The organism is Pararhizobium sp. PWRC1-1 (genome assembly GCF_049897905.1).
Taxonomy (GTDB): domain Bacteria; phylum Pseudomonadota; class Alphaproteobacteria; order Rhizobiales; family Rhizobiaceae; genus Pararhizobium.
Genome location: NZ_JAFCXE010000013.1, coordinates 147624 through 168372 on the forward strand (window position 1 = coordinate 147624; position 20749 = coordinate 168372).

The 20749-nt window shown below is 61.4% G+C and carries 20 protein-coding genes; 11 read left to right on the forward strand and 9 right to left on the reverse strand.

Annotated elements, in window-relative coordinates; genetic code table 11:
- The first annotated feature begins 6 nt into the window (after positions 1-6).
- The 5 genes from ACP7E0_RS20275 (at position 7) to ACP7E0_RS20295 (ending at position 4547) form a co-directional block, all read left to right on the forward strand.
- Positions 7-279 (forward strand): sarcosine oxidase subunit delta, encoded by a 273-nt coding sequence (locus ACP7E0_RS20275; RefSeq protein ID WP_426127262.1) that lies wholly within the window; start codon positions 7-9, stop codon positions 277-279.
- Positions 276-3233 carry a sarcosine oxidase subunit alpha gene (locus tag ACP7E0_RS20280; RefSeq protein ID WP_426127264.1) on the forward strand — a complete coding sequence of 986 codons (2958 nt, stop codon included), beginning with the start codon at positions 276-278 and terminating at the stop codon, positions 3231-3233. The genes ACP7E0_RS20275 and ACP7E0_RS20280 overlap by 4 nt, the downstream gene beginning before the upstream one ends.
- Entirely contained in the window at positions 3226-3798 is a 573-nt protein-coding gene (locus ACP7E0_RS20285) for a sarcosine oxidase subunit gamma family protein (protein WP_426127266.1), read from the forward strand. The genes ACP7E0_RS20280 and ACP7E0_RS20285 overlap by 8 nt, the downstream gene beginning before the upstream one ends.
- 322 nt (positions 3799-4120) lie before the next feature.
- Entirely contained in the window at positions 4121-4360 is a 240-nt protein-coding gene (locus ACP7E0_RS20290) for a hypothetical protein (RefSeq protein ID WP_113247230.1), read from the forward strand.
- 46 nt (positions 4361-4406) lie between these two features.
- Positions 4407-4547, forward strand: a complete 141-nt coding sequence (locus tag ACP7E0_RS20295; protein ID WP_200953611.1) for a hypothetical protein — start codon at positions 4407-4409, stop codon at positions 4545-4547.
- Positions 4548-4603: 56 nt separating this feature from the next.
- On the opposite strand, the gene hutC (ACP7E0_RS20300) is transcribed toward ACP7E0_RS20295, so the two are convergent.
- Both hutC (ACP7E0_RS20300) and ACP7E0_RS20305 read right to left on the reverse strand, forming a co-directional pair.
- Entirely contained in the window at positions 4604-5365 is a 762-nt protein-coding gene (gene hutC / locus ACP7E0_RS20300; protein ID WP_426127348.1) for a histidine utilization repressor, read from the reverse strand.
- Between the two features lie 98 nt (positions 5366-5463).
- On the reverse strand, positions 5464-6804 hold the full coding sequence (locus ACP7E0_RS20305; protein ID WP_426127269.1) for a formimidoylglutamate deiminase: 1341 nt from the start codon (positions 6802-6804) through the stop codon (positions 5464-5466).
- 98 nt (positions 6805-6902) lie between these two features.
- Here ACP7E0_RS20305 and hutI point away from each other — a divergent pair, with 98 nt between their 5' ends.
- The 5 genes from hutI to ACP7E0_RS20330 all read left to right on the forward strand — a co-directional run bounded on the left by hutI (position 6903) and on the right by ACP7E0_RS20330 (position 12939).
- On the forward strand, positions 6903-8153 hold the full coding sequence (hutI, locus tag ACP7E0_RS20310; RefSeq protein ID WP_426127271.1) for an imidazolonepropionase: 1251 nt from the start codon (positions 6903-6905) through the stop codon (positions 8151-8153).
- Positions 8154-8201: 48 nt separating this feature from the next.
- Positions 8202-9737: a histidine ammonia-lyase gene (gene hutH / locus ACP7E0_RS20315; RefSeq protein WP_426127272.1), complete on the forward strand. Its 1536-nt coding sequence runs from the start codon at positions 8202-8204 to the stop codon at positions 9735-9737.
- Between the two features lies 1 nt (position 9738).
- Positions 9739-10557 carry an N-formylglutamate deformylase gene (hutG, locus tag ACP7E0_RS20320; RefSeq protein WP_426127274.1) on the forward strand — a complete coding sequence of 273 codons (819 nt, stop codon included), beginning with the start codon at positions 9739-9741 and terminating at the stop codon, positions 10555-10557.
- Positions 10554-12227: a urocanate hydratase gene (gene hutU, locus ACP7E0_RS20325; protein WP_426127275.1), complete on the forward strand. Its 1674-nt coding sequence runs from the start codon at positions 10554-10556 to the stop codon at positions 12225-12227. The genes hutG and hutU overlap by 4 nt, the downstream gene beginning before the upstream one ends.
- Positions 12228-12372: 145 nt before the next feature.
- A complete protein-coding gene (locus tag ACP7E0_RS20330; protein ID WP_426127276.1) occupies positions 12373-12939 on the forward strand; it encodes a HutD/Ves family protein in 567 nt (188 codons plus the stop codon).
- Here the strand turns inward: ACP7E0_RS20330 and ACP7E0_RS20335 are convergent.
- The 7 genes from ACP7E0_RS20335 to ACP7E0_RS20365 all read right to left on the reverse strand — a co-directional run bounded on the left by ACP7E0_RS20335 (position 12936) and on the right by ACP7E0_RS20365 (position 19779).
- Positions 12936-13868, reverse strand: coding sequence for an arginase family protein (locus ACP7E0_RS20335; RefSeq protein ID WP_426127278.1), 933 nt, complete (start codon positions 13866-13868; stop codon positions 12936-12938). The genes ACP7E0_RS20330 and ACP7E0_RS20335 overlap by 4 nt on opposite strands.
- Before the next feature lies 1 nt (position 13869).
- Positions 13870-15027 (reverse strand): N-methyl-L-tryptophan oxidase, encoded by a 1158-nt coding sequence (gene solA, locus ACP7E0_RS20340; protein WP_426127280.1) that lies wholly within the window; start codon positions 15025-15027, stop codon positions 13870-13872.
- Between the two features lie 21 nt (positions 15028-15048).
- Positions 15049-16542, reverse strand: a complete 1494-nt coding sequence (locus ACP7E0_RS20345) for an HAL/PAL/TAL family ammonia-lyase (protein ID WP_426127281.1) — start codon at positions 16540-16542, stop codon at positions 15049-15051.
- A gap of 2 nt (positions 16543-16544) precedes the next feature.
- The gene (locus ACP7E0_RS20350; protein WP_426127283.1) at positions 16545-17315 is read right to left on the reverse strand and encodes an ABC transporter ATP-binding protein; all 771 of its coding nucleotides are present in this window, start codon (positions 17313-17315) and stop codon (positions 16545-16547) included.
- Positions 17316-17347: 32 nt separating this feature from the next.
- Positions 17348-18058 carry an ABC transporter permease gene (locus ACP7E0_RS20355; RefSeq protein WP_426127284.1) on the reverse strand — a complete coding sequence of 237 codons (711 nt, stop codon included), beginning with the start codon at positions 18056-18058 and terminating at the stop codon, positions 17348-17350.
- Positions 18059-18073: 15 nt separating this feature from the next.
- Positions 18074-18796 (reverse strand): ABC transporter permease, encoded by a 723-nt coding sequence (locus ACP7E0_RS20360; RefSeq protein ID WP_426127286.1) that lies wholly within the window; start codon positions 18794-18796, stop codon positions 18074-18076.
- A gap of 143 nt (positions 18797-18939) precedes the next feature.
- Positions 18940-19779 carry a transporter substrate-binding domain-containing protein gene (locus tag ACP7E0_RS20365; RefSeq protein ID WP_426127288.1) on the reverse strand — a complete coding sequence of 280 codons (840 nt, stop codon included), beginning with the start codon at positions 19777-19779 and terminating at the stop codon, positions 18940-18942.
- A gap of 195 nt (positions 19780-19974) precedes the next feature.
- Between ACP7E0_RS20365 and hutC (ACP7E0_RS20370) the strand changes: the two genes are divergently transcribed.
- Positions 19975-20742 (forward strand): histidine utilization repressor, encoded by a 768-nt coding sequence (hutC, locus tag ACP7E0_RS20370; RefSeq protein WP_426127290.1) that lies wholly within the window; start codon positions 19975-19977, stop codon positions 20740-20742.
- The last annotated feature ends 7 nt before the right edge of the window (positions 20743-20749 follow it).

Below are 20749 nucleotides of genomic sequence, written 5' to 3' on the forward strand. Positions count from 1 at the left end.
CCTCATATGGCCAGCCTGATCGCCTGCCCCCATTGCGGGCCGCGCCCCAAGGAAGAATTCACCGTTCGCGGCGACGCGGGCATCACCCGCCCGGCACCGGATGCCGGTGAGGATGCCTGGTACGCTTACGTCTATCTGCGCGACAATCCGCGCGGACGCCACAAGGAACATTGGCATCACACATCCGGCTGCCGCCGCTGGCTGGTGGTCGAGCGCGATACGATGACCCATGCAATCTACACGGTCACCGATGCCAGCGCTGAGGGAGAGATCGCATGAGTTCCTACCGTCTTTCCAAGGGCGGCCGCATCGACCGCGCCAAGCCACTCGATTTCAGCTTCGACGGCAAGCCGATGCAGGGCTTTGCCGGCGACACGCTGGCCTCGGCACTTCTCGCCAACGGCCGCCAGCTGGTAGGCCGCAGCTTCAAGTATCATCGCCCGCGCGGCATTCTGACGGCCGGTGCAGCCGAACCGAATGCACTGGTGACGATCGGCGAAGGCGGACGCACGGAAGCCAATACCCGCGCCACTTTGGTCGAGCTTTACAGTGGTCTCACGGCAAAAAGCCAGAATCGCTGGCCCTCGGTCGATTTCGACCTCGGCGCCGTCAACAGCCTGCTCTCGCCCTTCCTCGGCGCCGGCTTCTACTACAAGACCTTCATGTGGCCGGCAGCCTTCTGGGAAAGAGTCTATGAGCCGATCATCCGCAAGGCAGCAGGCCTTGGCCGTGCAACCTACCAGCCCGATCCCGATGCCTACGAAAAATGCTGGGCGCATTGCGACCTGCTGGTGATTGGCGCTGGCCCCTCTGGTCTCGCTGCTGCCCTGACGGCAGGCCGTGCCGGTGCCCGTGTCATCCTTGCGGACGAAGGGTTTGAACCCGGTGGGTCTCTGCTCTCCGAGACGGCACCCATCGGCGGCAAATCCGCCACCGATCTGCTGGCACAGACGCTGGCTGAACTTTCTGACATGCCCAATGTCCGTATTTTCTCCCGGACGACTGTCTTCGGCTGGTACGACGGCAATGTCTTCGGCGCTGTCGAAAGCGTGCAGAAGAACACCTCCACGGTAAACCCGAACCGTCCGGTCGAGCGCATCTGGCGCATCGCCGCCAAACAGGCGATACTCGCCTCTGGCGCTGAAGAGCGTCCGCTGGTGTTCGGCGGCAACGATATTCCCGGCGTGATGATGGCCGGAGCCATGCGCTCCTATCTCAACCGCCAGGCCATCGCGCCCGGAAAGAGCACAGTCATCTTCACCAACGATGCCTCGGGTTATGCGACAGCTGCCGATCTGGAAGCGGCCGGTCTTGACGTCGCAGCTATCGTCGATAGCCGTCCTGACGCCGCCCATACATGGTCCGGCAAAGCGCGTATCCTCGCAGGCGCCGTGGTTGTCGATGCCAATGGTGGCAAACACGTCAAGGGCGTGACGGTCCTCAACAACGGCCGCCCGGAAACCATCTCCGCAGACGCACTCGGCATGTCCGGCGGCTGGAGCCCGATCATTCATCTCGCCTGCCATCGCGGCGCAAAACCGGTCTGGTCGGATGCCAAGGCCGCGTTCCTCGCTCCGGAAATGCAGGAGGGCTTGATCGTCGCGGGCGCCGCCGCCGGCATTGGCAGTATCGAAGCCTGCCTTGCAGACGGTGCCGCGAAAGCCGCCTCAGTCCTGCAGGCGCTCGATATATCCAACGCCACCGCCGCCTTCGCTGCGGCGGCCGATACGGCAAGCGTTTCCAGGCCGCTCTGGCGGGTTCGTGGCTCGAAGGGCAAGGCCTTTGTCGATTATCAGAACGACGTGCACCTCAAGGACCTCGGCCTCGCGGTCAGCGAAGGTTATGGCCATGTCGAGCTTGCCAAGCGCTACACGACCAATGGCATGGCAACCGATCAGGGCAAACTGTCGAATATCAACGCCATCGGCATTCTGGCCGAAGCACGAAAAGTCTCGCCTGCCGATGTCGGCACGACGACGTTCCGGCCGTTCTACACGCCGCTCTCCTTCGGTGCGCTGACCGGCGCTTCCAAGGGCAAACACTTCCAGCCGGTGCGCAAGTCGCCGCTGCATGACTGGGCCAAGAAGAATGGCGCAGTCTTCGTCGAAACGGGCCTCTGGTACCGCTCCTCCTGGTTCCCGAAGTCAGGCGAAACGACATGGCGTGAAAGCGTAGATCGCGAAGTGCTGAATGTCCGCAAGAATGCCGGCATCTGCGATGTCTCCACCCTCGGCAAGATCGAGATTTTCGGCAAGGAGGCCGCCGAATTCCTCAACCGGATCTATTGCAACGCTTTCCTGAAGCTGCCGATCGGCAAGGCGCGTTACGGCCTGATGCTGCGCGAAGACGGGATGATCTATGACGACGGCACGACCAGCCGTCTGGGCGAAACCCATTTCTTCATGACAACGACCACGGCCTACGCGGCAGGCGTGATGAACCATCTGGAATTCTGTGCTCAGGCGCTATGGCCCGATCTCGACGTTCAGTTCTCCTCCTCGACCGATCAATGGGCGCAGATCGCCGTTGCCGGACCGAAATCCCGGATGATCCTGCAAACGCTGGTGGACGATGACATGTCCGATGCGGCCTTCCCGTTCCTCGGCGCCAAAGAAGTTTCACTCTGCGGCGGCGCGCTGACCGGCCGGCTGTTCCGCATCTCGTTTTCCGGCGAACTGGCCTACGAGCTTGCGGTTCCTGCCGGCTACGGCGAAGCGATCGCCGACGCGATCATGGACGCAGGCGCGCCGCACGGCATCTGCCCCTATGGCGTCGAGGCGCTGGGCGTCATGCGCATCGAGAAGGGCCATGTCACCCATTCCGAAATCAACGGCACCGTCATCCCGTCGGACCTCGGCTTTGCAAAAATGGTATCGGCGGCTAAACCTGACTTCATCGGCAAAGCGATGCTGTCACGGGAAGGTTTGATAGCGGATGACCGGCTCTCGCTGGTCGGTGTGAAGCCGCTCGATCCGGCAACCACCTTCAAGACAGGTTCGCATATCCTCTCCGACGGCGCTGTCCCTTCGCTTGAAAACGACCAAGGCTACGTCTCCTCCAGCTGCTACTCGCCCAACCTTGGTTCGACCATCGGCCTGGCTCTGGTCAAGCACGGCCCGAAGCGCCACGGCGAGCATGTGACTGTCTGGAATGACCTGAAAAACGAATATACCAAAGCCGTGCTGTGCAGCCCGGTGTTCTTCGATCCGGAAAACGGAAAGCTCCATGGCTGATTTTGCGCTCCTCCACCGCCCTGCCCTTGCCGATGCCAAGTCCGGTTCGTATGGCGCACCGTCAACCAACAGCCGGATCACGCTGACGGCTCTGCCGGAAGGTCACGTGCTGCACGTTCTCAGCTCCCGCGGAAGCGGCGATCTGACAGACCTGATCCCGCGAATTGGCGATGGCACCCCGCATGCCGTGCGGCCCTATGGCCCCGGACAATGGTTCGTCATCGGCGATGCTCCCCTCTCCGCAGCGGAGATTCTCGGCAAGACACCGCTTATGGATGGTAAGGCGTCCATTTCCGATCAAGGCCACGGCCGCGTCCGGATCGGCATCAGCGGCATGTCCATCGAAGCGGTCCTTGCCAAGGGTACGGCGGTCGATCTCGCTCTTTCGAATTTCCCGGTTGGCCATTCGGCGATGACCCTGATCGGCCATATCTCGGCGCTGATTTCCCGGACGGGACCGGAAAGCTTTGAGCTTCTTGTGCTGCGCGGTTTTGCCGGAAGCCTCTGGGATGAACTAATCCAGATGAGCCTCGAATTTGGCGTTGATGCCAGTACAGGCAAATGAGCAGATAACGGCAACGGCTTGACGCTAACCTCATCCGTAATCGTTCTTTGGCCAAAGCTTGGCTACTCGCGGTGCCGGGTGATCCCGGCCCGCCAATCTCAATCCAAATTTTCGATTGTCCCGCCCCTGGTATCGCCATGGGGCTCGGGCACGTCTATTATACGCGATATGAACGTTTCCGGCCGGCACTCGGCAGGAATTGACCACGGATGGACTGGCAACTCCCGACCCGGCAGACGCTCTTTGAAAAAAGCGGATATGACCAAGACGGGGCCAGGCTCCGCTTTTTTCATTTCCATTTTTGACGTCAAGGAGAACGGCCATGCCTACCAACTCCGCCCCGCCCAGAGGACAGCCCAAGTCCCGGCTGCACCGCTTTTCCATCGGACAAAAGGTCCGGATGAAAAGTACCGTCGGTTTGTCATTGCGCGACGAAACGATTTTTCGCATTCTCGCAACATTGCCCATCCGGGATGGTTCGCCGCAATATCGGATTCGCACCGAAGGCGAGACCTACGAACGGGTAACGACGGAAGATAATCTGGAAGACGCCAAAGGGTAGAGCCGCCGTGCTCACCCTCCATAGATCGAACGAGGAAGGACAGCACATGGCCAAGGGACAGGCAAAGAGCAACAAGGAAGTCAGGAAGCCGAAGAAGGACAAGGAAGCTGTCAAGACAGCAACCCCTTTCGCCGCGACGACCCAGAAGGAAGTTCCCAAGCTCTCCGGCGCAAAGCCAAAGAAGTAAGATACCAATGGAAGGGGGCGGCGCTGGCTATCCGGCGCTGCCCTTTTTCATTCTGTCTATTTGGGTTGCGATGGGGTGAAATTGGCAATGAGCGCGTGCCGCTCACCCGGATAGATCAGGCGAACGTGGGTGACATAGGAGCCGTTGCTCGATGTCCGACGCTCGACTGTCAGGCACGGCGTTCCGCTCGGAACTGCCAGGGCCGTTGCAATTACCTCATCGGCAGCGATGGCCCGGATCGTGTGTTCGGCAGCACTCCAGGGCACGCGGTTCAAAAGCCAGGGCCCCGGCGCCTCGACATCGAAGGTTTCCGCTGCCGCATCCGGCACAGCCGTCAGATTGATCAGGCGTTGCTCGAAGCAAAACGGCCTTGTGCCGCCGAAATGCGTGCAGTTCACCTCCAGAATTGAAGCTGTAGCGTTTAGACCGAGCCTGTGTTTGTCATCAGTGGTACTGCGGCGGCGGGTTTTGCTCAGCAGGCGGTAGCCATAGGCAAGGCCGAGCGACTGGACTTCCAGCTTGATGTCGCGAATTTCCAGCACCGCCGATTGCGCCCGCGGCTGCGTGACATAACTGCCGGACTTGCGCCGTCGCTCGATCAACCCGGTTTTTGCCAGTTGCGTCAGCGCCTTGTTCACGGTCATTCGCGAACATTTATATTGGTCGGCCAGATCGACTTCGAAGGGAATGCGGAAACCGGGCTGCCATTCGCCAGACAGAATGCGGTCCTCGATATCGCCGAGGATGCGCTGATGCAGCGACAGGTCGCCTGCACTTTCGGCAAGTGACCCATCAACGGCCTGATCGATATCCTGCAATTTCACCACGTTCTCACCTTCAACACATCCCGTTCGGTCCTAGCAGAAACTTTTCAGCGCCGCTTGTCTGGAAAAGACGTGGTAGCGAACCGGAACCTTCAGGCCAACAGTTCGCGCATGACGCTGCGGAATTTGGCCGATATCTCATCACGCCTGTGATGGCGACCGCCTTCGACCTGCTTGCGGCCCGCCACCCAGACATTGTCCGGCTTCGTGCCATTGGCAAACAGCCAGGAATCCAGCACCGCGTCTTCGGCAAGATCCCCATCCGGCGCCCGTAGGGTGACGAAATCGGCCGGATTGCCAGCGGCGATCCCGGTCTTTGAGGCCAGCGCAATTCCGCCACCGTCGATAGCCCCGTCAAACAGCGCGCGTCCGGTCGATTGGCCGGGAGCAGCCAGAACGTTGCGGGAGCGGTGGGCCAGGCGCTGCGAATATTCAAGCTGGCGCAGTTCATCCGGAAGACCGATCAGCACGTTGGAATCCGAACCGATGCCGAACTTGCCGCCCGCTTCGCCGAAGACGACCGCATTGAACGTGCCGTCGCCGAGATTGGCCTCGGTGATCGGGCAAAGGCCGGCAATCGCCTTGCTCTCAGCCATCCAGCGAGTTTCATCATCGGTCATGTGGGTCGCATGGATGAGGCACCAGCGGCCATCGAGCCCGGCATTGTCGAGCAACCATTCGACCGGCCGCGCCCCGGACCAGGCAATGCAATCCTCCACTTCCTTGACCTGCTCGGCCACATGGATGTGGATCGGCCCGTCCTTTGCCATCGCGACGACGGCGGACAGCTCGTCCGGCGTCACCGCCCGCAGGCTGTGCGGCGCGACGCCAACGCGGCCATCCGGCAAATCCTTGACTGCAGAACGGCAACCCTCGAGCAACCGCTCGAAGCTCTCGATATTATTGATGAACCTGCGCTGATCTTCGTTCGGTGCCGCGCCGCCGAAGGTCGAATGGGCGTAAAAAACCGGGAGAAGTGTCAAGCCGATCCCTGTCTGGGAAGCGGCCGAGACGATCCGCTGCGCCATTTCGGCAATATCGGCATAAGCGCGGCCATCGATATCGTGGTGCAGATAGTGGAATTCGCCGACGCGCGAAAAACCCGCCTCCAGCATTTCCATATAGAGCTGGCTGGCAACGGCTTCGGCATGATCCGGCGTCATCGTCAGGGCAAACCGGTACATCACATTGCGCCAGCTCCAGAAGCTGTCGGCGCCGGGACCGCGTGTTTCCGCAAGGCCCGCCATGCCGCGCTGAAAGGCGTGGCTGTGCAGGTTCGGCATGCCCGGAACCAGGATATCATGGCGCTCGTCGCCTTCCTGCCCCTCCGCGCCCGCCTCGACGGAAGCGATCCGGCCATCCTTGATGGTCAGCCGCACATCCTTCTGCCAACCCGCCGGCGTCAGAGCCGATTTCACATGAATGCTGGTCAAGGCCTCATCCCTTCCTGACTGCTTCGGTCAAAAAACCACTTGCGCTCATTTTCTTTATGTCTATACATAATAGCACGAAAAGGAAAGGCTAGAAAACGATGTCTTCCATAAAATCGGCACCCGGCAGCCCCCGGCCAACCGCCTGCGATCGCCTCTGGCGCAACGCCCGGCTGGCGACCCTGAACCCCGCCTTGCCGGGTCTCGGCCTCGTCGAAAACGGCGTCATCGCCGTTAAAGACGGCCGCATCCTCTACGCCGGCGACCAAGCAAACCTGCCCTTCCCGATCGAGAATGCCGCCGAGATCATCGATTGCGGCGGCCGCTGGATCACCCCCGGCCTGATCGACTGCCACACGCATCTGGTCCATGCTGGCGACCGCGCCAACGAATTCGAAATGCGGCTGGCCGGGGCCACGTATGAAGAAGTCGCTCGCGCTGGCGGCGGCATCGTTTCCTCTGTCCGCTCGCTGCGCGAAGCCAGCGAAGACGAGCTTGTGGAACAGACGCTTCCCCGTCTGGACGCGCTGATGGCCGAGGGCGTCACCACCGTCGAAATCAAATCCGGCTATGGCCTCGACCTGGAAAATGAAGCCAAGGCGCTTCGCGCCGCGCGCCGGCTGAGCGAAGAGCGCGATGTCACTGTTCACACCACATTCCTCGGCGCCCATGCGCTGCCGCCGGAATTCAAGGGCGATAAGGCCGGTTACATCGCCAAGGTCATCAATGAGATTCTACCGGCAATCGCCGCTGAAGGTCTGGCGGATGCGGTCGATGGCTTCTGCGAAGGCATCGCCTTTTCGACCGACGAAATGCGACTGGTATTCGATGCGGCCAAAGCCCACGGCCTGCCGGTCAAGCTGCATGCCGACCAGCTTTCCAATCTGCATGGCGCAGCACTTGCCGCCGAATATGGCGCGCTGTCGGCCGATCATCTCGAATATACCGATGAAGCCGGCGCAGAGGCGATGGCAAAGAGCGGCACCGTTGCCGTCATCCTGCCCGGCGCGTTCTATTTCATCCGCGAGACGAAGAAGCCGCCTGTCGACCTGTTCCGCAAGGCAGGCGTCGCCATGGCGATCGCCACCGACAACAATCCGGGCACCTCGCCACTGACCTCGCTGCTCCTGACCATGAACATGGCAGCAACGCTGTTTGGCATGACGGTTACCGAGTGCATCGCCGGCGTGACCCGGGAGGCGGCACGGGCGCTCGGGCTCGTCGACGAAGTGGGGACGCTCGAACCCGGAAAATGGGCCGATTTCGCCATCTGGAACATCGAGCGACCGGCTGAACTTGTCTACCGCATGGGTTTTAATCCGCTGCATGCGCGCGTCCGCAACGGACATTGAAATTGGAGACGCGTGAGCCTGGCTCCGCGCATTGGTGAGGACTGAATTATGACTCTTATTCTTCAGCCGGGCTCTGTCCCGCTTTCGACCCTCGAAACCATCTACTGGACCGGCGAATCTGCCCGGCTTGATCCCTCTTTCGACAAGGGCATCGAAAAAGCTGCCGCCCGCATCGCCGAGATCGCCGCCGGCAACGCGCCGGTCTATGGCATCAACACCGGCTTCGGAAAACTGGCGAGCATCAAGATCGATGCCGCCGATGTCGCCACCCTGCAGCGCAACCTGATCCTGTCGCATTGCTGCGGCGTCGGACAGCCGCTGGCTGAAAACATCGTCCGTCTGATCATGGCGCTGAAGCTGGTTTCGCTCGGTCGTGGCGCCTCCGGCACGCGGCTCGAACTCGTTCGCCTGATCGAGGGCATGCTCGAAAAAGGCGTCATCCCGGTCATCCCGGAAAAGGGCTCCGTCGGCGCGTCCGGCGATCTGGCTCCGCTCGCCCATATGGCAGCAGTGATGATGGGCGAAGGCGAAGCCTTCTTCAACGGCGAACAGCTCGACGGCCGCACCGCTCTGGAAGGTGCCGGCCTGAAGCCGGTTGTGCTGGCCGCGAAGGAAGGCCTGGCGCTGATCAACGGGACGCAAGTCTCGACCGCATTGGCCCTCGCCGGCCTCTTCCGCGCCCACCGCGCCGCGCAATCGGCACTGATCACCGGCGCACTGTCCACGGACGCCGCCATGGGCTCCTCGGCGCCGTTCCATCCCGATATCCATACCCTGCGTGGCCACAAGGGCCAGATCGACGCCGCTGCCGCCCTGCGCAGCCTGCTCAAGGGCTCGGTGATCCGCGAAAGCCATATTGAAGGTGACGAGCGGGTTCAGGATCCCTATTGCATCCGCTGCCAGCCGCAGGTCGATGGCGCCTGCCTCGATCTCTTGCGCTCCGTCGCCCGCACGCTCGAAATCGAAGCCAACGCGGTGACCGACAATCCGCTGGTTCTGTCAGACAATTCCGTCGTCTCCGGCGGCAATTTCCACGCCGAGCCGGTGGCTTTCGCCGCAGACCAGATCGCGCTCGCCATCTGCGAAATCGGCGCCATCTCCCAGCGCCGCATCGCGCTGCTGGTCGATCCGGCCCTTTCCTACGGCCTGCCGGCGTTCCTCGCCAAGAAGCCGGGCCTCAACTCCGGCCTGATGATCGCCGAAGTCACGTCGGCAGCGCTGATGTCGGAAAACAAGCAGATGTCACATCCGGCCTCGGTTGATTCGACCCCGACCTCGGCCAACCAGGAAGACCATGTCTCGATGGCCTGCCACGGCGCCCGCCGCCTGCTGCAGATGACCGATAACCTCTTCGCCATCATCGGTATCGAGGCGCTGACGGCCGCTCAGGGCATCGACTTCCGCGCCCCGCTTGTCACCAGCCCGGAGCTGACCAATGCCATCGGCGCGATCCGCTCCGTCGTCGCGACGCTGGAAGTCGACCGCTACATGGCAACCGACCTCAAGGCAGCCAGTGATCTTATCGCGACAGGCGCTTTGAACGCCGCCGTGTCCACCGGTATCCTTCCGGTCCTGGAGGCCTGATATGAACGTCTTCGAAGTCAAACAGGGCACATCGCCGATCATCCTCGGCTTTCCCCACACCGGCACCGATGTTCCGCCGGCGATCTGGGAGCGGCTCAACGACACCGGCCGGCTGCTGACCGATACCGACTGGCACATCCATCACCTCTACGATGGCCTGCTGCCTGATGTGACGACGGTGCGCGCCACCTTCCATCGCTACGTCCTCGACGCCAACCGTGATCCGGAAGGCGTCAGCCTTTATCCCGGCCAGAACACGACCGGGCTCATTCCGGAAACGGATTTCGACGGCGTCCCGATCTGGAAGGATGGCGAGGAGCCGAACGAAGCCGACATTGCCGCCCGCCTCGCCGATTTCCACGCACCTTATCACGCGGCGCTATCGGCCGAAATCGAGCGGGTGAAGGCGATCCACGGCATCGCCGTGCTTTATGACTGCCATTCGATCCGGTCGGACATCCCCTTCCTGTTCGAAGGCACATTGCCTGACTTCAACGTCGGCACTGATATGGGCAAGACCTGCGATCCGGCCATTCAGGACGCAACCGTCGATGTCGTTTTGAAAGCAGAAGGCTATACCAGCATCCTCAACGGCCGCTTCAAGGGCGGATGGACGACACGCCATTACAGCGATCAGGAAAACGGCGTTCAAACGATCCAGATGGAGCTGGCACAGTCCACGCATCTGAGCACTGAAGCCCCACCCTTCGCCTATGACAAGGCCAAGGCGGCCAAACTTCGCATTCACCTCAAAGAGATTCTCACGCGCATCGAAACAACGGCGCTGACACTGTCACACACCAAAAGGGGAACAAAATGACCAATCCTCGTCACAACATCCGCGACGTCCGCGCCGCCCGTGGCACCGAACTGACGGCAAAGTCCTGGATGACCGAAGCGCCGCTTCGCATGCTGATGAACAACCTCGACCCGGAAGTAGCCGAGAACCCGCATGAGCTGGTGGTCTATGGCGGCATCGGCCGCGCCGCCCGCACCTGGGCCGATTTCGACAAGATCGTCGAAACGCTGCGCGACCTCAACGAAGACGAAACCTTGATGGTGCAGTCGGGCAAGCCGGTCGGCGTGTTTCGCACCCACAAGGATGCGCCGCGCGTTCTGATCGCCAACTCCAACCTCGTGCCACACTGGGCGACCTGGGATCATTTCAACGAGTTGGATAAGAAGGGCCTTGCCATGTACGGCCAGATGACGGCCGGCTCGTGGATCTATATCGGCACGCAAGGCATCGTTCAGGGCACTTACGAGACCTTCGTCGAGGCCGGGCGCCAGCATTACGACGACAATCTCAAGGGCAAATGGGTGCTGACCGGCGGTCTCGGCGGGATGGGCGGTGCCCAGCCGCTCGCTGCCGTCATGGCCGGCGCCTGCTGCCTTGCGGTCGAATGCAATCCCGACTCGATCGATTTCCGCCTGCGCACCCGCTATGTCGACGAAAAGGCCGAAACGCTGGATGAGGCGATGGAGATGATCGCTCGCTGGACCGCTGCCGGCGAAGCCAAGTCAGTCGGCCTGCTCGGCAACTGCGCCGAAATCCTGCCGGAAATGGTCCGCCGCGGCATCCGCCCTGACATGGTCACTGACCAGACCTCGGCCCACGACCCGATCAATGGCTATCTGCCGAAGGGCTGGACGATGGGAGAGTGGAAGGAAAAGCGTGAAAGCGATCCGAAGGCCGTCGAAAAGGCCGCCCGCGCCTCGATGCGCGAACATGTCGAAGCGATGATCGCCTTCCAGGACATGGGCGTCCCGACCTTCGACTATGGCAACAATATCCGCCAGGTCGCCAAGGATGAGGGCCTCGAAAACGCCTTCGCTTTTCCGGGCTTCGTGCCGGCCTATATCCGCCCGCTGTTTTGCCGCGGCATCGGCCCGTTCCGCTGGGCAGCCCTCTCAGGCGATCCGGAAGATATCCGCAAGACGGATGCCAAGGTGAAGGAACTGACACCCGGCAACAAGCACCTGCACAACTGGCTCGACATGGCTGCCGAGCGCATCGCCTTCCAGGGTCTACCAGCGCGCATTTGCTGGGTCGGTCTCGGCGATCGCCACCGCCTCGGCCTCGCCTTCAACGAGATGGTCAGGACCGGCGAACTCTCCGCCCCGGTCGTCATAGGCCGCGATCACCTTGACTCAGGCTCCGTCGCCTCGCCGAACCGCGAGACCGAAGCGATGAAGGACGGTTCCGACGCCGTTTCCGACTGGCCGCTCTTGAACGCGCTGCTCAACACCGCATCGGGCGCTACCTGGGTGTCGCTGCACCATGGCGGCGGCGTCGGCATGGGCTTCTCGCAGCATTCCGGCGTCGTCATCTGCGCCGACGGCACCGACGATGCGGCCCGCCGTCTGGAGCGCGTGCTCTGGAACGACCCGGCCACCGGCGTCATGCGCCACGCCGATGCGGGCTATGACATCGCCATCGACTGCGCCAAGGAAAAGGGGCTAAGGTTACCGGGTATTCTGGGGAACTAAAAAACAATCCCGGACCTCGGCGTTTTACGATGTCCAGGAAGCCCTGTAGAAGGATAGCGCTTCCTCTGCTGTCTTTGCCGATGGAAGACGCCGGATTTGGCTGAGCACGCCAGACAACGGGAACCGAGCTTCAAGGATTATGGCCATGCACGTTCTTCGCTCGAAAAACCATCGCCGCATGCCGTGGAAAAACGGCGGCGGCGAGACGGTGGAGATTGCGGTGTTTCCGCCGGAGGCCGATCTCACCAGCTTCGGCTGGCGCGTCAGCATGGCAACGGTGGCAACTGACGGGCCGTTTTCCGTCTTCACCGGCATCGACCGGACCCTGTCGATCCTTGAAGGCCAAGGCATGGAACTGGATATCGCCGGACAGGAGCCTGTCGTGTTGACCCGGGCGTCGGAACCACTCGCGTTTCCGGCCGATGTAGCGACCTCGGCAAGGTTGGTATCGGGCACGATCGTCGATCTCAACGTGATGACCCGACGGGGCCAGTGGGCACACCGGGTGGAACGGCGCGTGTTCGAAGGTGACCATCCTCTCGATGCCGAAGGCGGCGTGACGATGCTTCTATCACTTGGCAATCTGCGTATCGATAGCGGTGGGCACGCCGAGGAACTGGTCCGACTCGACTGCGCCATCATCGAAGGATTTTGCCGCATCAGTTCCGATATGCCGGTGGAAGCCTACCTGATCCGCATCAGCCCCGTCTAACGGCCATTCTTTCGAGCCAGATTGCCAAGCACGTGACAGATCAACCGGCCAACAACCGTCGCGGTCATATCGTTGACATCGGCTTTCGGCTGGAACTCGACGATCGAGAAGCCGGCGAGTGTGCGGCCAGTCATTGCCGAGGCGATGAGATCAGTGACTTCCTCGAGCCATAGACCTCCGGGCGACGTTGCATTGACGCCCGGGCAGATCGACGGATCGAGCGCATCGACATCTATATGGATGAGCAATGCACCATCACGCGGGATGGCATCAGCGATCTCGGCCACGCCGCTTGCTCGCACCTGGCGCACCGTCACCAGCCGCGAACCCCACGCCTTTGCCGTCTCAACCTCTTCGCGGCGCGCGCTACCCACGGCGCGAATGCCGACCTGGGTCATGGAGCGCACAAACGGCAGTTCGGAGGCACGCCGCATCGTACTGGAATAGCCGAGCGTCTCGTCGCCAATCCGGTCGCGCCAGTCGATATGCGCATCGATCTGCAGGATATGAAGATTATCGACATCGGCGAGGCCGCGCATGAAGGGGATCGCTGCCGAATCGTCACCACCGATCAGGATCGGAATGGCGCCCGCCAAGCGGATATCCCGCGTCGCCGCCTCGATCGCTTTGCGATTGCCAGGGTTGTCATCATGTTTGGTGGCGACATCGCCAAGATCAACCACATCCAGAGTGCCGTCGTTCAACAACGGACCGTCGAAATCGAAATCCCAATGGTCGATATGCACGGAGGCTGCCGTGATCGCCCGGCGGACGGCGTCTGGCGATGCTGTGACGGAAGCGCCGTAAATGGTGTAGGGGTAGGCCGTTCCATGCACGGCACCGAAAATCGCAACGGAACCCGGCCGGACCTCGGCCGCAGCTGGCAGGCCAAGGAAGGTTTCTGCTGCGGGTTCAAACGTGTACGTCATATTATGCCGCCCGCGCAGCCAGAAACCGGTCCATCGCCGCAAACGAAAAAGCGCCAATCGGCAGGTCCGTGCCGCCTTCCAGCGCCAGATCGGCAAGGATTTCGCCGACGACGCTGGTGAACTTGAACCCGTGACCGGAGCAGGGGGATGCCACGACGATGCGCTTGTCGCCCGGCAAAAGGTCGAGCAGAAAATCTTCACTCGGCAGCATCGTATAACGGCAGGTAGTGGAGCGCACGCGAAGCCCGGCAGCGGCCGGCAGCCGGCGCTTGAGGAAGCTGTCGAGCAGATCCGTGTCCTTGTCATTGACGGCCGGATTGGGTTGGTTCGGATCGATCGGTTCGCGGAAATGCGCATGACGGCCGACCTTGACGCCGTCGACGCCGATCGCCGGAAAGCCGAAGAACGAGCCGTTCTCGCCCTCGTCGCGAATGAACACCGGCATACGCTGCGGCATGGTCACGAAACCATCGGCCGGCTGGTACCAGGAGACCACCTGCTTAATCGGGACCGCATGATCGCGCAGATCAGGCACCAGTTCGCCGATCCACGAGCCCGTCGCGACGATCACCTTGCTGGCGTGATAGCGTCCGGTATCCGAAACGATGACAACCCCGCCCTCGCCCGGCTCGATCGCCGTCACCTTCTCGCCGAAATGCAACGCCGCGCCATCGGCGGCTGCAAGTTTCAGATGCCCCCTCACGGCCGCTTCCGGCCGCAGATAACCGCCCTGCGGATCGAGCAGCGCGATCTCGTCTGCATCCAGCGAAAACACCGGGAAGCGGCGGCGCATCTCCTTGGGATCAAGCGTTTCCAGCGGCAGATTGTGCAGCGCGCAGCTCTTCTTCGTGCCGCTGACGATCTTGCTGTCGGGCTTGCCGATCTGCAGCACGCCGGTGATTGTCAGGATATCCTCGCGCAGCCGCGCTTCCAGCGCCCGCCATTTGGCATAGGCGCGCTGCAGCAGCGGCACATAGGATGGGTCTTCGAAATAACCGAGCCGTATCAGGCGGCTATCGCCATGCGACGAACTGAGCGCATGCGCCGGATAATAGGCATCGATGCCGATCACTTTTACGCCACGAGCGGCCAGATGCGCGATGGCAGCACTGCCCATGGCGCCAAGGCCGACAACGGCAACGTCGAAATGGGCGGTCATGGCAGTATCCTTTCGGAAGTTTCAGATATGTGGAGGCGGCGATGCGCGCAGCAGATCGCGGGCCTTTTCCAGATCCCAGCCGAGCGACCGGTCGTCGGCATAGGTTGGCATATCGGCGCGGATATGGCGATAGAGCAGATCGGTTCCTTTAGCCCGCGCCGCGACACTGGATTTGAAATCCTGCGCCTGTGCGGCGGCGGCAAACTCAATACCAAGAATTAGCTCGGCATTGTCGATCACCGCCAGCAGCTTGTTGGCGGTAGCCGTCGGATGCCCGAGGAAATCCTCCTGCAGCGCCGAGGTGATGCCGCCATCAAGGCTTGCCGGAGCACCGAGACGTCGGTTTTCCGCAGCAAGGGCCGCCGCTGTATATTGCGCGATCATGAAGCCGGACCCGGCGCCCGGATCGACGGCCAAGAAAGCGGGAAGATCGCTGACCAGCGGATTGACGAGGCGATCGATGCGGCGCTCGCTCATCATCGATATCTGGGCAATCGCAATGGCGAGACTGTCCAGCGCCTGTCCGAGCGCCGGCGCCACGGCATGCGCCTCGGAGGAAACCACCGGCGCGTCCGGCGTGCCGGACACCGCCGGATTGTCGGTGACGGAAGCCAGCTCCTGATTGACCACCATGCTTGCAAAATCGAATACGTCCCATCCCGCGCCATGGGCATGCGGGACCGAACGCAGGCTCAGGGCATCCTGCGTCCGCGCACCTCTCGCTGCTTCAATCAATCCACTACCGGCGAGGCGCGTGCGCAAAGTCCTGCCGACCTTCTCGATCCCTATCGACTTGCGAAGGGCCAGCACATCAGCGTCGAATGCGGTCATCTGGCAGCCGAGCGCTTCAATGGTCAGCGCTGCGATGGCATCGGCCCAATCCAGCAGCCGCTCCGCCCGTGCCAGAGCCACAGCGCCAAGCCCCGTGGAGCAGGCCGTGCCGTTGACAAGGCTCAAGCCTTCCTTTGCCTGCAGAACCAGCGGCGTGATGCCAAGCGTCTCCAATGCCTGGGCACCGGTCACCGGCTTACCTTTCAGCCGTACCCTGCCTTCGCCGATCAGCACCAGCGCAATATGGGCATTGTGGCTGAGATACCCGGCCGAGCCCTTGGACGGCACTTCGGGAATGCAGTCTTCGCGCAGAAAGATCTGCAGCAGATCGACGATCGCCGGGCGCACGCCAGAATGGCCGTGGGAAAAATTGGCGATCTGCGCTGCGATGATGGAACGGACCTCCCGCGCCTGCAGCAGTGGACCAACACCGCAGGCATGGCTTAAAATGATATTGCGCGACAAACGGCTCTGCGACGGGCGGTCGACCACCGTATCGGCCAGCGCGCCGACGCCGGTATTCACCCCATAGGCCCGCACGCCGCTTTCGACGATCGCCGATACGATGCGGCTCGCCGTTTCGACCCGCTGTTTGGCAGCGGTAGAGAGCGAAAGCGTTGCCCCATCGGCAACCGCCGCCACGGCGCGCCAATCGAGCGCCGCGTCGAGTATGATGTCCTGCACGATCAGCCTCCGAAATTGCCGATGAATTGACGGAAGCTGGGCGAACCGCCTGAGCCGAACAAGTCTTCCGGCGCGCCGTCGCTGTCGATCTCGCCGGATTTCATGAAGATTACCCGGTTGGAGACGTTGCGGGCAAAGCTCATTTCATGGGTGACGACCAGCATGGTCATGCCCTCTTCGGCCAGTGAACGCATGACGCGCAGCACTTCGCCGACAAGTTCCGGATCGAGCGCCGAGGTCGGCTCGTCGAACAGCATCACTTTCGGCCTCATCGCCAGCGAGCGGGCAATGGCCGCACGCTGCTGCTGGCCACCTGACAGATGCGCGGGATAGGCATGGCGCTTTTCCGCGATGCCGACTTTTTCCAAAAGCACCTCCGCTTCCGCTATACATTCGGCACGCGGGCGCTTCAGCACATGTACCGGCCCCTCGATGACATTTTCGAGGATCGTCATATGGGACCAGAGATTGAACGACTGGAACACCATGCCGAGTTCGGAACGGATCCGGTCCACCTGACGGCGGTTGGCCGGGACATTCTTGCCGCCGCGCTGCTGCATCTGGATCAGCTCACCATCGACGGAAATCTCGCCGTGATCGGCAATTTCCAGGAGATTGATACAGCGCAGGAAGGTCGACTTGCCGGAGCCGCTGGCGCCAAGCAGCGAGATTACATCGCCGTCGCGGGCCTCGAGTGAGATGCCGCGCAGCACTTCATGCGTGCCAAAACTCTTGCGGATGTTGCGGACGGAAAGCCGGGTCGTACCTGCCATGGTCGTTCCAGTCTGGTTGGGGGTCGCGGCGTTCATCGTTGCGGAACCGGGAAAAGAGGAGCAGCGCGGCGATGCGGGGTCAGCTTGTATTCAAGCAGCGCCATCGCCTGCAGGATGATGAAATTCAGAAGCAGGTAGATGATGGCAGCACACAGAAAGACTTCCATCGTGCGATAGGTCTGGGCGATCAGCCGCTGGGCGACGCCGGTCACTTCCCAGACGGTCACAAGGCTGGCGAGCGCCGTCGATTTCACCATCATCACCACCTCGGTAGAATAGGCTGGAAGCGCGTGACGAAAGGCGATCGGTGCGAGGATGCGGCGCGTCAGAAGAAACCCGGACATGCCGATGGACCGCGCCGCCTCGATCTCCTTGGCCGGAATGGCCCGAAGGCCAAAGCGGAAGATTTCGGCGGAATAACCGGCCGTGCAGAGCGCCAGCGACAGAACGGCACAGACGAACGGCTCGCGCAAAGCCGGCCACAGGAAGCTGTAACGAATGAAACCGAATTGGCCGAGACCGTAGAAGATCAGGAACATCTGGATCAGCAGCGGCGAGCCGCGAAAGATGAAAATGTAGCCCTTGGCAAAGTTGCGGGCGGCGGCATTGCCGCTGACGCGCATCCAGACGATCAGAAGCGCCAGTATGCCGCCGAAGAAGACGGAAAGGGAAAACAGCGCCAGCGTCATCGGCAGAGCGGCCAGCAGCGTTTTCATGGTCTCGAACATGAAGGCGATGTCCATCGCGCGTCTCCTTGATCAGGCCTGGCCGAGGCTGGTCGGCATGCTGCGATTGGCGCGCTTTTCGGCGCTGTTGAAAATCCGGTCGGAGAAGCTGGTCATGATCAGATAGAGGCAACCGCCGACAATAAAGAACAGGAAGTGCTGCCGCGTCGATCCGGCTGCGACCTGGCTGGTGCGCATCAGGTCGGCAAGGCCGGTGACAGAGACCAACGCCGAATCCTTGAGGCTGAGCTGCCAGACATTGCCGATCCCCGGAATGGCGAAACGAAACACCTGCGGCCCGATGATGCGGCGGAAACGCAAACCGCGGTTCATGCCGATCGCCTGCGCCGCCTCTAGCTCCCCTTTGGGAATGGCCAGGTAAGCGCCGCGGAACACCTCGGCCTGGTAGGCGCCGGAGATGATGCCGACGGCAAGCGCGCCGGCTGCAAAGGACGGAAGGCCAAGAAAGCCCTCATAGCCCATCGCCGTCCCAATGGCCGTGACGGCGCTCGAGCCGCCGAAATAGACGAGGTAGATGATCAGCAACTCGGGAACGCCACGGAACACCGTGGTGTAGATGCCGCCGATCGTTCTCATGACCCGGCTGCCCGAGAGCTTCGCCCAAGCAACGAGCGTACCCAGGATAGCGCCGATCAACAGAGCCACGGCGGTGACGCAGAGCGTCATCAGGGCTGCCACAAGCAGCAACCCACCCCAGCCGGTGGGGCCAAATCCGATCATTTGAAGTAAAGCCATGCCGCAGGCGTCCCGTTGTTCCCGGCAAGGCCGGATTCCCGATCTTCAAGTGGATATGGAAGGCCGCACCTCTTTAAAGAGCGGCCTGCCGCAGCAAGTGTGCTCGCCACAGGCAAAATAGCAAGCGGCGGGCAAACTTGGGATCAGGGGGTGACGTCGGTCTTGAACCACTTCATCGACAGGGTCTTGATCGTGCCGTCGGCAAGGGCTGCCTCGATCGCCTTGTTGAACATGTCGCGCAGATCGGTATCGGCCTGACGGATGCCAAGGCCTTCGCCGCTGCCGAAGATCGTGCCGCCGATTTCGGGCCCGGTGAAGCCGAGCGTTCCGTTGGACTTTTCAAAGGCAGAAATCAGATAGACGGCATCGTCGAAAACGAGGTCGATACGTCCGCTTTCGAGATCGAGGTCGCGCTCGGCGCCAGTCTTATACTCGCGAACGGTGGCGACATCGCCGAAATTGTCATAGATGAACTTGGAATAGACGGTGGCCGCCTGGATGCCGATTGTCTTGCCGGCAAAGGCTGCCTTCATCGCTTCGACTTCCTTGACGCCAGTCGCACCCGGATCGAGCTTCACGACCGTGCCGGTGCCGGCAGCATTTGCCAGCGGGCTATCCTTCAGCGTCGCAAAAGCGGCGTGCGTATGGGCATAAGGAATGGTGAAGTCGATGATCTTCTTGCGTTCTTCGGTAATCGACAAGGCATCCATGATCACATCGAACTTGCCGGCGTTTAGCGCCGGGATCATGCCATCCCAGTCGGAGGCAACCAGCGTGCACTCGACCTTCATGTGGTCGCAGAGATACTTGGCCAGTTCCGGCTCGAAACCGCCGAGCGTGCCGTCCGGATTGGTCAGGTTCCACGGCGCATAGGCGCCTTCAAGCGTGATGGTAACGGTCTTCCAGTCCTTGGCCTGAGCCATCGGAGCGGCAAGGGTTGCGAATGCGACGGCACCAGCCATCAGAAATTTTGACAGGTTCATGTTCACGTTCCTCTGAGGTTTATCTTCAACAACGCCCACCGATCTGCGCCGGCTTTACAATAACTGATGGAGAACGAGGTTGAAAAATGCCTCTGAACATCCATGTTGTATATGGTACCATATGCTAATTTTTATGGTATGCAAGTGGGCGGCTGCATTTGAATGCAAAATTAATTCCGCCCAAGGAATAAGCATATGAAACGAAGCAACGACCAGAACGCTCCGTTAAAGTGGGACACCAGCGACAATGACGGCTCGCCGCTCTATGCCGGTGTCAAGCAGATGATCCTTGACCGCATCCAGAGCGGCGAATGGCCGCCGAAACACCGGGTGCCCTCGGAGAACGAACTGGTTGCCGAACTCGGCGTCAGCAAGATGACGGCCAACCGGGCGCTGCGGGAACTGGCGAGCGAAGGTGAACTGGTACGCATTCAGGGCGTCGGCTCCTTCGTGGCCGAGCGCAAGGGCTATTCCGAACTGTTCGAGGTGCGCAACATCGCCGAGGAGATCGACGAGCGGGGCCATACGCATCAGGCGTCCGTGGTGGTTCTGGCGCAGGAAACAGCCGCACCGGACGTTGCCGATGCGCTCGGTCTGTCGATCGGTGCACCGGTGTTTCATTCGTTGATCGTCCACAGCGAAAACGGCGTTCCGGTCCAGATCGAAGACCGCTTCGTCAACCCGGAAGCAGCACCAGGTTACCTGGAACAGGACTTTACGGCGCAGACGCCGAATGCTTATTTGACAGCGGAAGCCCCGTTAAGCGGCTCCGAGCATATCGTTGAAGCCGCCATGCCGCAGCCATGGGAATGTAAGCTGCTGGTTATCCTTCGCACCGAGCCTTGCCTGCTCATTCGCCGCCGCACGTGGTCGTCGAAACGCGTCGTCTCTTTTGCCCGGCTGGTCTATCCCGGCAACCGGTATCGGCTGGAATCACGCAGCGGGAAGATGACGGACGAGTGACGATGTC